We start from the raw sequence: 12,782 nt of genomic DNA, 5'->3' as shown, positions 1-12,782 counted from the left end.
TGACCTCTCTCGGATTGGCGGCAACCCTGCGCGGCAACAAACGAGGAGATTTCCAATGTATCAAGTGATTGGCGTTCCCAAGACCCGCGCGTTCCGGGTGTTGTGGACTCTCGAGGAGCTGGGGCAGAGCTACGATCTGGTCCCGGCACAACCCCAAAGCGCGGAGGCGCGTGCTGCCAATCCTTCGGGCAAGGTCCCGGCTCTGGTTGAGGACGGCGAGAGCATCACCGATTCTGTGGCGATCATCACCTATCTGGCCGACAAACATGGCGCTCTGACCGCACCTGCAGGCACTTTGGCGCGCGCAAGACAGGACGCCATCACCAATATGGTGATCGACGAGATGGACGCGATCCTCTGGACGGCAGCGCGTCACAGCTTCATTCTGCCCGAAGACCGCCGGGTGCCAGAGATCAAAGACTCTCTTAGGTGGGAATTCGCCAATTCCATCAAACGCATCAACGCGCAGCTCAGCGGGGAATTTGTCGCTGGCGATCAGTTCACGATCGCAGATGTTTTGATGACGCATTGCCTCAACTGGGCGCGTGGCGCGAAGTTTGACGTCGAAGGCGATGCGGTGCTGGACTATGGCAAGCGCATGCGCGCGCGACCGGCATTTCAGCGCGTGGCGGAACTCGCCAAGTAGCGCGCCGCCGCTTGCCCTGCCCAACGGCCGGTCGCAAAGCAGGCAGTCAAGAGATACCCTCCCGTTGGCGCATCCCAATCAAGCATCTCTCCGGCGCAAAACGTGCCGGGGATCGCCTTTAGCATGAGGCCGTCATCCAAGGCATCGCGGCGCACACCGCCAGCCGTCGAGATTGCCTCGTCCATTGGGCGTAACCCCGTATGGCGCACGGGCAAATGTTTGATGAGACGGGCCAGGCTCTCTGGATCCTGCGGCAGCGGGCGGCCAAACTCTTGCAATAGTGCCATTTTCACCGTCGCAAGCTTGAGCGTGCGGCGCATGTGGTTCGACCAGCTCGTCTTACCACGCGGTTTCGCGAGCCGCCGGGCAAGATCGCCCTCGTTGAGGTCCGGCGACAAGTCGACAAAAAGCGGCTGCCCTTCGCGCAGAGCTGGGGTCAACGTGTAAAGCCCACCGCCTTCGAGCCCGCGTTGCGACAAGGTCGCCTCGCCACGGGCCTGCAATGCGCCTGCCTGCCAGGCCACTGCCTTGAGTGCTGCGCCAAAATGCGGCGTCATGTGATCACTCCAGGCGACCGAAAGGGCAGCGTTCGACGGTTGAAACGGTGCCAAGGCGACGCCGCGCGACGCCAATAGGGCCGCCCAGGCGCCATCCGAACCAAGCCGTGCCCAGCTCGCACCACCAAGCGCCAGTATGGTGGCGCGGGATGTCACGATTTGTGGCCCTGCAGCCGTACCGAACAACAGCTGCCCGTCCTGCTGCCAACCTGTCCAGCGCCAGCCGAGTTGCCGGGTAACGCGATGTGTGTCCAGATCCTGAAGCCACGCCCGCAACAAGGGAGAGCCCTTCATGACCGTGGGAAACACCCGTCCCGTCGACCCGGTAAAAAGCTCCTGCCCGAGCCCGCGCGCCCAGTCTTGCACAGCCGCAGCGTCAAACGCCTTGATCATCGGTGCCAGCCACTCAGCCGAGTCGCCATACTGCGCCAGCAAATCCTCGAAGGGTTCGTCTTTGGTCAGGTTTAGACCGGATTTTCCGGCCATCAGAAACTTGCGCGCAGGCGACGGCTTGGCTTCCACCAAGAGCACCCGATGGCCCTGACGCGCGACCTCCCCTGCTGCCATCAATCCAGCCGGACCGCCTCCAATCACGACCGCATCCCAGTCCTGCATATGCTTCGCCCCTCATGGCCTTGATGTCGGAGCGCGCGCTCTCCGTTTTAGAACAGTCTATCTCCTGCGGGTGGGCATGAATACATCCACAGACGATGCGAGATTCAGAAGGTGGTGATAACCGTCGCGCCGATCGATTGGAACTGATCCATCTTCACAAGGGCGGAGGGGGCCGCATCGAGGCTGATTTCACGCCCCACAAGCCGCCTGGGATCAAGTTTTCCGGATGCGATCATATCCAGCATGGCGTCGTACCGATGCGCTTGCATGCCGTGGGATCCGAGGATCTCCAACTCTTTTGCAATGACTTTCGCCATCGGCACCGACGGCGTGCTGTGCTCTGCGAGCATCAAGCCCACCTGCACGTGTTTGCCGCGAGGGCGCAGGTTCTGGATCGAGTTGAAGCAGGTCAACGGGTGGCCCAGTGCATCCAGCGAGACATGCGCGCCGCCTCTGCTGAGGTCGATCACCGCCTCTGGGACATCGGCCACGCGCGCACCATTGATAGTCGCAACGGCTCCGAGTTCTTGGGCGAGATTGAGTTTTTCGTCGTCGATATCAATGGCGATCACATTGGCGCCAACCGCCTGAGCAATCATCACCGCAGACAATCCCACGCCACCGCATCCATGCACCGCAACCCATTGTCCGGCCCGCGTTTGGGCCTGATCGACCACTGCGCGAAAGGAGGTGGCAAAGCGGCACCCAAGACTTGCTGCGGTGGCAAAATCCATTTCCTGTGGCAGCGCCACGAGGTTCAGATCGGCCTGACGGACCCCCACATATTCCGCAAAAGACCCCCAATGGGTAAATCCAGGCTGTTGCTGGTTGTGGCAAACCTGCTGGTGGCCGGCGTGACACTCCGAACAGGCTCCGCATCCAGAGATGAATGGCACGGTCACGCGATCCCCAACCGTCCAGTTGCGGACATTCTTCCCCAAGGCCACAATCACACCTGCAAATTCATGGCCGGGCACATGCGGTAGCACGATGTCGCTGTCATGCCCCATCCAGCCATGCCAGTCTGAGCGGCAGAGCCCGGTGGCCTCGACCTTGATCACCACGCCATCCGGATCCGGGGTGGGATCCTCGACCGTGACCAGTTTTGGCAACTCCTTAAAGGTCTCATAGAGGACGGCTTTCATCGGGATCGATCCTTAAAGATGCGTGTGCCAGCTTGGGGCCGGTGATGGAGACCTTACTACATCTACGAAAAAAACCCTGTCTACAGAAGATGATCGGCAGGGCTCTTGATCTGTCGTGGTGCAGCAGATGCGCCTTGTGCCTCTGTTGCCCTTGGCCTGCCGACCTCATGAGCGCGCGACCGCGCCTTGAACCAAAAAGCCGGATCTTTTCCCGCTACATACTTGCCAAGTGAACAAACTTGGCGCAGGCTTTACCTAGAGTTACCGATCACATTGCGCCGACGGCTTCCCGAAGCACGGGAATACCGGACGTCGGGGATCAAATTTACTGGCTGAATAATGAACACTCCGCTTATTTTCGATGGTCACAACGACCTGCTGCTGCGCCTTCACAATAAAGATGTAGGAATGGACCAGGCGGGGGTTTTTGGCAGCGGAGGCCGCCAGATCGACGTTGACAAAGCCAAGGCCGGTGGGTTCGGCGGCGGATTCTTCGCCATCTTTGTGCCTGGCGAAGAGTCGGTCTCCCATGACGAAGAGATGATGAAGGACACCTATGACCTGCCGCTTCCAGAGCAGGTCACGTGGCACAACGCCATCAAGGTGGCCCTGTCCCAGGCCGCTCTCCTGATCGAGCTCGAAAGGCAGGGCGCGCTGCAGATTTGTCGCTCGACCGCAGAAATTCGCACGGCGATGGAACAAGGTCTGATGGCCGCCGTGATGCATATGGAAGGTGCAGAGGCAATCGACCGTGATTTCCACACGCTTGACGTCCTGCACGGCGCGGGGCTGCGCTCTCTTGGGCCGGTCTGGAGCCGCCCAACCCGCTTTGGCCATGGGGTTCCGTTTCGCTATCCCTCCACCGGGGACACGGGCGAGGGCCTCACGGAAGATGGGTTTCGCTTGATCAAACGCTGCAATGAGATGCGGATTATGATCGATCTCTCGCACATGACGGAAGCCGGTTTTTGGGACGTGGCCCGCGTCAGTGATGCACCTTTGGTGGCGACCCACTCGAACGCGGTGGCGCTCACCCGGCATAGCCGCAACCTGACCGACCGCCAGTTGCATGCGATCCGGGACAGTGACGGCATGGTCGGGCTGAATTTTGCGGTGGCCTTCCTGCGCGAAGACGGACGCATGGACGAAAACACACCGATTTCGCGCATGTTGGATCATCTCGATTACCTCATCGCAGAGGTTGGCGAGGATCGGGTTGGCATGGGCTCGGATTTCGACGGGGCAACGGTACCCGCCGAGATCGGCACAATCGCAGGCCTGCCGGCGTTGCGCCGCGCGATGCGGGACCGCGGCTATGACGATGCTTTGATGAAGAAACTCTGCCATGAAAACTGGCTCCGAGTCCTGGGCAAGACCTGGGGAGAATAACCAAAAGCCGGGCAAAAACCGGCGTTTATAATCAAATCAAAACAGGGAGTTCATTAAATGAACGCTTTTTCCAAACTAATCGGCTCTGCTGCACTTGGGCTCGCGCTGGGTGTCACCGCCCTGCCGGCGGTCGCCGCGACACCAGACAATATGCTGGTCATCGCCAACCGTATCGACGACATCACCACGCTGGATCCGGCGCAAAGCTTTGAATTTGCGGGCGCGGATGTGATCCGCAACATGTACGGCAAGCTGGTGAATTTCGACCCCTCCAACCTTGAGGCAGGCTATCAGCCCGATCTGGCCGAAAGCTGGACTGTCTCGGAAGATGGCAAAACCATCACCTTCACCATGCGCGAGGGCGTCAAGTTCCACTCTGGCAACCCGGTTCGGGCGGAAGATGCGGCCTTCTCACTGCGCCGCGTGATCAAGCTCAACAAAACGCCGTCGTTCATCCTGACACAGTTTGGGTTCACTCCGGAAAACGTCGATGAGATGATCACCGTCGATGGCAACACCGTGTCGATCACGACCGACAAACGCTATGCGACCTCCTTTGTGCTGAACTGCCTGACAGCGACCTTGGGCGCAATCGTCGACGAAAAACTGGTGATGGAGCACGACAAGGACGGCGACCTCGGCAACGAGTGGCTGATGACCAACTCCGCCGGCTCCGGCCCCTACAAGCTGGCCTCTTGGAAGCCCAAGGAAAGCGTCACGCTGACCGCAAACCCAGACTACTATGAAGGCGCCCCGGCGATGCAGCGCGTGATCGTGCGTCACGTTCAGGAAAGTGCGACCCAGCGCCTGATGCTGGAGCGCGGCGATATTGACGTGGCTCGTGACCTGACCCCTGCGGATGTGGACGGCCTGGCAGGTATCGACGGCGTCGAAGTGCAGCGCGAGATGCGCGGTCGCCTGATGTATGTGTCCTTCAACCAAAAGCATCCTGAGCTCTCCAAGCCGCAGGTCCGTCAGGCGCTGAAGTATCTGATCGACTATGACGGCATGGAAAACAGCTTCCTCAAGAACTGGTATGTGAAGCACCAGAACTTCCTGCCAAAGACCTATCTGGGTGCCGTGGATGAAAACCCCTTCTCGCTCAATATCGAGAAAGCCAAGGAATTGCTGGCAGAGGCCGGTGTGCCCGAAGGGCTGGAGCTGACGGTTGGTGTACGCGAGGCGCAAGAGCGTCTGGAGATCGCGCAATCGCTGCAAAACACCTTTTCGCAGGCCGGCATCAAGCTGAACCTCGAGGTCGGCACCGGCAAGCAGGTTCTGGGCAAGTACCGCGCGCGGGAACTGGACATCTACCTTGGCGCCTGGGGTCCGGATTATCCCGATCCTCAGACCAACGCGGGCACATTTGCCTATAACCCCGACAACTCTGACGCGGCCAATGCAACGGGCCTTCTGGCGTGGCGCAACGGTTGGGACACTGCAGGGCTGACCGACAAAGTCGCCGCAGCCGTGGTCGAAGGCGATACCGTGAAACGTGCAGACATGTATCACGAGATCCAGGCCGAGTTCCGCGATACCGCGCCTTTTGCCGTGATGTTCCAGCTGGTTGAACAGGCTGGCATCAGCGAAAAGGTCGAGGGTCTGAACCTTGGTGGCGCGATCACCGCAGCCGCTTACTGGGACGTGACCAAGTAAGATGGCGTTTTACAGCAACGTCCCGAAGAGGCAGCCTTGGCTGCCTCTTCCCCCTTGGGCAAGAAGCATGGGGATCACCCTGCTTTCCGTCTCAATCACCATGTTGGGGCTCTTGTTCGTCACCTTCCTGATCGGGCGCGTTATGCCTATTGACCCGGTTCTGGCGGTGGTTGGCGAACGCGCCAGCGAAGAGCAATACAATGCGGTTTATCTGGAGCTTGGGCTCGATAAACAATTGATCATACAGTTTTTCTATTACGTCGGCGATGTCCTGCAAGGTGACTTTGGCAAATCGCTTCTGACCGCGCGCCCGGTGTCAGAGGACATCGCCCGCGTGTTTCCTGCCACCTTTGAGCTTGCAACGATTGGCATTATCTTTGGCTGCGTCCTCGGGGTGCCGCTAGGGGTCATCGCCGCGGTGCGCCGTGGCAGTTGGGTGGATCAGATCGCCCGCGTGGTGGCATTGGTGGGCTATTCGATGCCGATCTTCTGGCTGGGCCTGATGGGGCTTTTGCTCTTTTACGGCATGCTCGGCTGGGTCGGCGGACCGGGGCGGCAGGGCATCTTTTACGAGGACATGATCCCCTCCGTAACGGGCATGATCCTTGTGGATTCGATCATTGCAGGCGACTGGGGCGCCTTCTGGGATGCGTTTTCACATATCATCCTGCCCGCCTCTCTGCTGGGATACTACTCCTTGGCCTACATCAGCCGCATGACGCGTTCGTTCATGCTGGAACAGCTTTCGGCCGAGTACATCACCACAGCCCGCGTCAAAGGCATGAGCGAATGGGCGGTGGTCATGAACCATGCATTCAAGAATATCCGCGTGCAGCTCATCACCGTGATCGCGCTCTCTTATGCGAACCTCCTCGAGGGATCGGTGCTGACGGAGATCATCTTTTCCTGGCCGGGGATCGGAAACTACATCACCACGGCATTGTTGTCGGCTGACATGAACGCCGTGCTTGGTGGCACCGTGGTCGTCGGCCTCGTGTTCATCGTGCTGAACGTTTTTTCCGACCTCCTCTACAAAGTCTTTGATCCGAGGTCGAAATGAGCAGCCAGACCATGACACTTCGAGAGTGGCTCTTGACGGATACGCCAACGTCGCGCCGTCAGGCCAGGCTGGCCGCCTATTACAAAGGCTGGCTAACCTTACGGTCCAACCATATGGCGATGGGGGGGCTGGCAATCATCGTTCTGCTCGTCGCCGTTGCGATCTTTGCACCGCTTCTTGCGCCTCATGATCCCTACTATCAGGATCTTGGCAATCGGCTTCAGCCCCTGGGCACCGAAGGGCACATCCTCGGCACCGACTCGCTGGGGCGGGACATCCTGAGCCGCCTCATCTGGGGCGCACGGATCACGCTCTACATCGTCGCACTTGTTGCCATGATCGCGCCCATCGTCGGGTTGTTGGTCGGAACGGTCTCCGGCTACGTGGGCGGCTGGGTCGACATCATGCTGATGCGGGTGACGGATATTTTCCTTGCGTTCCCACGCCTTGTGCTGGCGCTGGCCTTTGTGGCGGCGCTGGGAGCCGGGATTGAGAACGCAGTGCTGGCGATTTCACTCACGGCCTGGCCCCCCTACGCGCGTCTGGCACGGGCCGAGACGCTCACCATCCGTTCGTCGGATTTCATCAGCGCGATCCGTCTGCAAGGGGCGGGGCCGCTCCTGATCATCACCAAACATATCTGGCCGCTCTGTATCAGTTCGCTGATCGTGCGGGTGACACTGGATATGGCGGGGATCATTCTGGCGGCTGCGGGACTTGGCTTTCTGGGCCTTGGCGCGCAACCTCCAAGCCCGGAATGGGGCGCGATGATCTCCGAGGGGCGCCGGTTCATTCTGGACTACTGGTGGGTCGCCACCATGCCCGGTCTTGCCATCTTTGCCGTTTCGCTGGCCTTCAACCTTCTGGGCGATGGTTTGCGCGATGTGCTTGATCCGAAGGATAGCAGCTCATGAGCACACTTCTGGATATTGAAAACCTCTGGGTGAAGTTCCCGACCCGCAACGGCATCTTTGATGCGGTGCGCGGGGTGAGCTTCTCGCTTGGAAAAGAACGGCTTGGGATCGTGGGCGAAAGCGGGTCTGGTAAATCCATGACCGGGCGCGCAATCCTGCGCCTGATCCGCAAGCCAGGCATTGTTGAGGCAGGTCATATCAAGCTGCATGACACCAACCTTCTCGATCTCTCCGAGCGCGACATGCGCAAGGTGCGGGGCGAGAAGATCTCCATGGTGATGCAGGATCCGAAGTTCTCTCTTAATCCGGTTGTCACTGTGGGCGATCAAATCATCGAAGCGTACCGGTTGCATGCCAAATCCAGCAGGGCCGAGGCGCGCAGCAAAGCGCTCGAGATGCTTGAGGCCGTATCGATCCGCGATCCCGAGCGGGTGATGAAAGCCTATCCCCACGAGATGTCGGGCGGCATGGGCCAGCGCATCATGATCGCCATGATGTTGATTCCCAACCCGGAAATCCTAATCGCGGATGAACCGACTTCGGCCCTGGATGTATCCGTGCAGGGGCAGGTTCTGTCAATCATGGACAAGCTGGTGCGCGAGCGGGGCATGGGGCTGATTTTCATCAGTCACGATCTCAATCTGGTGTCGCAGTTCTGTGATCGCGTGCTCATCATGTATGCGGGCCGCATCATCGAGGTCTGCGACGCTGACAAGCTGCACGAGGCCAAACACCCTTATACTCAGGGGCTTTTGGGATCTTTGCCGCGGTTCGATCACCCCAAGCCACGGCTTCAGGTGCTGGATCGCGACCCCCAATGGCGCGACACTGCAAGCGTGGAGGGCAGGCCATGAGAACAGCCATCGATATCAAGGGGTTGAACGTCTACTTTGGGGACAGTCACAATCTCTTTCATGCCGTCAAGAATGCGTCGTTCTCGGTAGATAGCGGCGCGAGCTTTGGCCTTGTGGGGGAATCAGGGTCCGGCAAGTCCACGATCCTGAAGGCGATCACCGGCCTTGCGCCCTATTGGGAAGGCGAAATGACGGTGGCGGGCCACCCCCTCGCGGGCAAACGCGACCGGACCTTCTATAAGACTGTGCAGATGGTATTTCAGGATCCCTATGCCTCGCTGCATCCACGCCAATCTGTCGATCAAGTGCTGTCGGAAACGCTGCGTCTGCATGGGTTCAAGGACATCAACGACCGAGTGGATCAGCTGCTGAAGGACGTGGGCCTTGGCCCGGCATTTCGCTTTCGCTACCCGCACCAGCTCTCGGGTGGGCAGCGGCAACGGGTTGCGATCGCGCGTGCGCTTGCGCCGAACCCCAAGATCCTACTGCTGGATGAGCCCACATCGGCGCTTGATGTGTCCGTGCAGGCCGAAATCCTCAATCTCCTGAAGGATCTACAGGCCGAGCATGACCTCACCTACGTAATGGTATCGCATGATCTTGCTGTGGTTGCGCATATGTGCAGTACGGCTGCGGTGATGCGCAACGGCGAGATCATGGAGATTCTCAGCATCGACGACATGCGCGCTGGCAAAACCGCCCATGATTACACACAGCACCTTCTGAATGCTTCGGCCAATCGCGTGGCGAGCGTGGAGACTGCTTAAATTACCTTCTGGGCGGGGGGCATTCCCCCTTGCCCACAAGCACCAGCGCAAGGTGCGGCGCTCTCATGTGTTGCGCTTGCCCTCCTGACTGATCCAACTGGCAAGCGGCGTGGATGTGATACCATGCAGGAGGATCGACAGTCCGACCGTCAGAGAAACACAGGCGAGCAGCTCCTCCTCATTTGGGATGTCGAACTGATCCATCATCAACAGTGTGAACAGGATCGAAGCGAGGCCGCGCGGGCCAAACCAGCCCAGAAATAGTTTCTCGCGTGTGGGAAGGCCGCTTCCGATGAGCGACAGGAGGATCGGCCCCATGCGAACTACCGTCAAAAACAAGAGCGCCAAGACCAAAGTGGAGACGCCCGCATGAGCCAGCCCGTCTGGCAACAGGAATGCGCCGAACACCAGAAAGGCGGCCATCGTGAGCAACTGTCCCGCGCCCTCCATGAACTCGCTTATGAAATGAATGTTGTGACGATAGCTGTTGCCGAACACCATGCCCGCGACAAATGCCGCGATAAAACCGTTTCCGTGGATCAGAACCGCAAACAGATAGGCTGCAAAGGCTGTGACCAGAAACACGACTGCGCCCGCCGCCTCCTGCATGAGATCACGGTTCTGCGCCCAATCCATCGCCCGCGCCGCAACCCAGCCAACCGCAATCCCCGCCAGAGGCCCAAGGATCACTTCGATGAGCGCCTCAAGAGCGAGCCCCGCGGTATGCGCCTCGCCCGCAAAACCCGAAGCAAGTATCGCCCCCGTCAGCACAAAGGGAAGCACCAGCCCATCATTGAGGCCGCTTTCGACATTGATCGTCTGTGCGAGACGGTCCGGGACATCCGGGCTGTTCACAACCGCCTGCCCCAAGGCCGCGTCGGTCGGCGTCAAGACTGCAGCCGTCAGGAGCGCGACGGCGAGCCCGGAACTGGGGTTGAGCCAGAATGCAACCGCCGTGCCCGAGGCAATGGTGAGCGGCAACCCGATCACCAGCATCCGTGTCGGATACTGCCAGCCCCGTGCCAGGCTGCGCAATCGCACGTGGCTGGCATCGGAAAACAGCACGAGGATCAACGTCACCTCCGCAAGCCCTGCTTTGCCTTCGTGAATAAGCCCGGCGGGGATCACCTCACTGAGCGGCTTTGAGAGCAAAAACCCAAGCCCTGTAAACAAGATAGGCAGGGTCAGAACACTGCGATCTATCCGCTTGCTGAACAAGGAATAAAGCGCAAAGGCCAAAAGCACGAGCAGGATTAGAAAAGTCATATCAAGAGTATTTCCTCATGCAAAATATACCTCTCGCGACGTTTAAATCGGACGCGATTGGGCGCAACAAGGCGGCGAAAACGGCGCGCTAGAGTTTTATCACTCCCCTCAATGCGCGCGCTCAGAGGCTGCGATCCTTCCGCCCTCTGCGTTGACGTGCCCCCCTCTGGTCCCGTGGACCACGGCCAGCAGACAACAAATTTGACAGAAGCGGTAGTGCACTTTCCATCCAGTCCCCTTCAGGCTGGCTTCTGCGGCTCAATGTCTACACCGGTTTGCACATGAGACATGTGGCAAGATTTTCCCGCTGCAGCGCAGTGGTTAGGTGCTAGCATGCGAGGATGATGCGGTTCTTAAAAACACTGGCTTTGATTGGCCTTACGCTTGCGGCATTTGTGATGCTCGCACGGCTTCTTTTTCCTTTGCCCGACATTTCCAATCGCGAGATCAGCTCGGCCCTTCCGGCGAGCGATCAGACTTCGATCGGGGCGACAGTTGCAGATCTGAACGCGGCGCATGTCGGCCAGTCAGGGATCATCCCGCTGCGCAGCGGGACGGATGCGCTTGCAAGCCGGGTCGAACTGATCCGTCGCGCCGAAGCCTCGATCGACGCGCAATACTACATTTGGCACGACGACACCTCCGGGGTTCTCCTGCTAGAGGAATTGCGCAACGCGGCGCTGCGGGGCGTGCGGGTCCGACTTCTGCTGGACGATAACGGCGTGCCTGGGCTTGACGCAACAATGGCTACGCTCAACGCGCAACCCAATTTCGAAATCCGACTGTTCAACCCCTCAACGATCCGGCGCCCAAAGCTCTTGGGCTACAGCTTTGATTTCTTTCGGATGAACCGGAGAATGCACAACAAGTCCCTTATCGTGGACGGGGCGGTCGCGATCATTGGCGGGCGCAACATTGGTGACGAGTATTTCGACGTGCAGCGGGATGCATTTTATATCGACATGGATGCGCTGGCTGCGGGCAAAGTGGTGCCGGAAACGGCCACCGTCTTTGATGACTACTGGAACAGCGCCTCCGTTTTTGCGCTCGAGACGATTGTATCATCCGATGGGAACCTGATTACCTTTGATCAACGCGTATCAGAGGTGATGGCCACACCAGAGGCTCAACGCCTGATGGGCGATCTGCAAAGCAGTGCAGATAAATTCGCGCGTGGTGAGATGCCGATGGAGTGGACAAATGTTCGCGTGGTGGCCGATGACCCTGTGAAAGGTCAGGGCAGCGCGACATCAGACCAGTTGATGATCTCTCGTCTGGGCGAGATCCTCGGCCAGGTCGAGACCCGCTTGGATCTAGTTTCGGCCTATTTTGTACCCGGGCAGCGAGGAACGGAGTACCTCACGGATTTGGCGGCTGCTGGCGTGGATGTGCGTGTGTTGACCAATGCGATGAACACCACGGATGTCTTGATGGTGCATTCTGGCTACACGCGGTACCGTCGCGCGCTGCTGGAAGCAGATGTTTCGCTCTACGAGTTGAAACTGCGCGCTCAGATGTCGGCTGACGCCAACCGGCAACTCAAACCCTTTGGTCTTTCGGGGGCGAGCCTGCACGCCAAGACCTTTGCCGTCGACGGTGATCGCGTTTTTATCGGCTCTTTCAACTTTGATCCGCGCTCGGCCACCCTAAATTGCGAGATGGGGTTTCTCATCGAAAGTCCGACGCTCGCCGGGCAGGTCAGCGCAGGCTTTGACGGCCCACTCCTGACGGTGTCCTATCAACCGGCGCTGACACCCAAAGGCAAGATGATATGGCGCGAGCCAATCGAAGATGGCGAGACATTGATCTACCAAGAAGAGCCCGGCGCCACCTGGTTCCAGCAGATTGCAATCGCGGTGATTGGCGTGCTGCCGGTTGAATGGCTTTTGTGATCAAGACAAGCGCTGAGGATC

The 12,782-nt window shown here is 59.2% G+C and carries 11 protein-coding genes; 8 read left to right on the top strand and 3 right to left on the bottom strand.

What is annotated here, in order from left to right; translation table 11 throughout:
• Window positions 1-55: 55 nt before the first annotated feature.
• Window positions 56-646 carry a glutathione S-transferase family protein gene (locus tag TM1040_RS04500; protein WP_011537413.1) on the top strand — a complete coding sequence of 197 codons (591 nt, stop codon included), beginning with the start codon at window positions 56-58 and terminating at the stop codon, window positions 644-646.
• On the opposite strand, the gene TM1040_RS04495 is transcribed toward TM1040_RS04500, so the two are convergent.
• Window positions 619-1,818, bottom strand: a complete 1,200-nt coding sequence (locus tag TM1040_RS04495; protein WP_011537412.1) for a TIGR03862 family flavoprotein — start codon at window positions 1,816-1,818, stop codon at window positions 619-621. The genes TM1040_RS04500 and TM1040_RS04495 overlap by 28 nt on opposite strands.
• A gap of 104 nt (window positions 1,819-1,922) precedes the next feature.
• Window positions 1,923-2,963 carry a zinc-dependent alcohol dehydrogenase family protein gene (locus TM1040_RS04490; RefSeq protein WP_011537411.1) on the bottom strand — a complete coding sequence of 347 codons (1,041 nt, stop codon included), beginning with the start codon at window positions 2,961-2,963 and terminating at the stop codon, window positions 1,923-1,925.
• A 339-nt stretch (window positions 2,964-3,302) separates the two neighbouring features.
• Here TM1040_RS04490 and TM1040_RS04485 point away from each other — a divergent pair, with 339 nt between their 5' ends.
• From TM1040_RS04485 to TM1040_RS04460, 6 genes are all read left to right on the top strand, one after another.
• Entirely contained in the window at window positions 3,303-4,352 is a 1,050-nt protein-coding gene (locus tag TM1040_RS04485; RefSeq protein ID WP_011537410.1) for a dipeptidase, read from the top strand.
• Window positions 4,353-4,409: 57 nt separating this feature from the next.
• Window positions 4,410-6,008, top strand: coding sequence for an ABC transporter substrate-binding protein (locus TM1040_RS04480; RefSeq protein ID WP_011537409.1), 1,599 nt, complete (start codon window positions 4,410-4,412; stop codon window positions 6,006-6,008).
• A gap of 67 nt (window positions 6,009-6,075) precedes the next feature.
• On the top strand, window positions 6,076-7,068 hold the full coding sequence (locus TM1040_RS04475) for an ABC transporter permease (protein ID WP_084789012.1): 993 nt from the start codon (window positions 6,076-6,078) through the stop codon (window positions 7,066-7,068).
• Window positions 7,065-7,982: an ABC transporter permease gene (locus TM1040_RS04470; protein ID WP_011537407.1), complete on the top strand. Its 918-nt coding sequence runs from the start codon at window positions 7,065-7,067 to the stop codon at window positions 7,980-7,982. The genes TM1040_RS04475 and TM1040_RS04470 overlap by 4 nt, the downstream gene beginning before the upstream one ends.
• A complete protein-coding gene (locus TM1040_RS04465; protein ID WP_011537406.1) occupies window positions 7,979-8,836 on the top strand; it encodes an ABC transporter ATP-binding protein in 858 nt (285 codons plus the stop codon). The genes TM1040_RS04470 and TM1040_RS04465 overlap by 4 nt, the downstream gene beginning before the upstream one ends.
• A complete protein-coding gene (locus TM1040_RS04460; RefSeq protein WP_011537405.1) occupies window positions 8,833-9,603 on the top strand; it encodes an ABC transporter ATP-binding protein in 771 nt (256 codons plus the stop codon). Before TM1040_RS04465 ends, TM1040_RS04460 begins: the two co-directional genes overlap by 4 nt.
• Window positions 9,604-9,666: 63 nt before the next feature.
• On the opposite strand, the gene TM1040_RS04455 is transcribed toward TM1040_RS04460, so the two are convergent.
• Complete coding sequence (locus tag TM1040_RS04455; RefSeq protein ID WP_011537404.1) at window positions 9,667-10,869, bottom strand: cation:proton antiporter; 1,203 nt, start codon at window positions 10,867-10,869, stop codon at window positions 9,667-9,669.
• A 341-nt stretch (window positions 10,870-11,210) separates the two neighbouring features.
• Between TM1040_RS04455 and TM1040_RS04450 the strand changes: the two genes are divergently transcribed.
• The gene (locus TM1040_RS04450; RefSeq protein ID WP_011537403.1) at window positions 11,211-12,761 is read left to right on the top strand and encodes a phospholipase D family protein; all 1,551 of its coding nucleotides are present in this window, start codon (window positions 11,211-11,213) and stop codon (window positions 12,759-12,761) included.
• Window positions 12,762-12,782 lie beyond the last annotated feature (21 nt).

Origin of the sequence: Ruegeria sp. TM1040 (genome assembly GCF_000014065.1) — a bacterium.
In the GTDB taxonomy this organism is placed as follows: Bacteria; Pseudomonadota; Alphaproteobacteria; order Rhodobacterales; family Rhodobacteraceae; genus Epibacterium.
Note: the sequence above shows the minus strand (reverse complement) of the source record. Positions and strands in the feature narration are given on the sequence as shown.

Bases quoted from the DNA above. Each gene is read 5' to 3' on its own strand.
- TM1040_RS04500 (WP_011537413.1), top strand. From the start codon at position 56: ATGTATCAAGTGATTGGCGTTCCCAAGACCCGCGCGTTCCGGGTGTTG.
- TM1040_RS04495 (WP_011537412.1), bottom strand. From the start codon at position 1,818: ATGCAGGACTGGGATGCGGTCGTGATTGGAGGCGGTCCGGCTGGATTG.
- TM1040_RS04490 (WP_011537411.1), bottom strand. From the start codon at position 2,963: ATGAAAGCCGTCCTCTATGAGACCTTTAAGGAGTTGCCAAAACTGGTC.
- TM1040_RS04485 (WP_011537410.1), top strand. From the start codon at position 3,303: ATGAACACTCCGCTTATTTTCGATGGTCACAACGACCTGCTGCTGCGC.
- TM1040_RS04480 (WP_011537409.1), top strand. From the start codon at position 4,410: ATGAACGCTTTTTCCAAACTAATCGGCTCTGCTGCACTTGGGCTCGCG.
- TM1040_RS04475 (WP_084789012.1), top strand. From the start codon at position 6,076: ATGGGGATCACCCTGCTTTCCGTCTCAATCACCATGTTGGGGCTCTTG.
- TM1040_RS04470 (WP_011537407.1), top strand. From the start codon at position 7,065: ATGAGCAGCCAGACCATGACACTTCGAGAGTGGCTCTTGACGGATACG.
- TM1040_RS04465 (WP_011537406.1), top strand. From the start codon at position 7,979: ATGAGCACACTTCTGGATATTGAAAACCTCTGGGTGAAGTTCCCGACC.
- TM1040_RS04460 (WP_011537405.1), top strand. From the start codon at position 8,833: ATGAGAACAGCCATCGATATCAAGGGGTTGAACGTCTACTTTGGGGAC.
- TM1040_RS04455 (WP_011537404.1), bottom strand. From the start codon at position 10,869: ATGACTTTTCTAATCCTGCTCGTGCTTTTGGCCTTTGCGCTTTATTCC.
- TM1040_RS04450 (WP_011537403.1), top strand. From the start codon at position 11,211: ATGATGCGGTTCTTAAAAACACTGGCTTTGATTGGCCTTACGCTTGCG.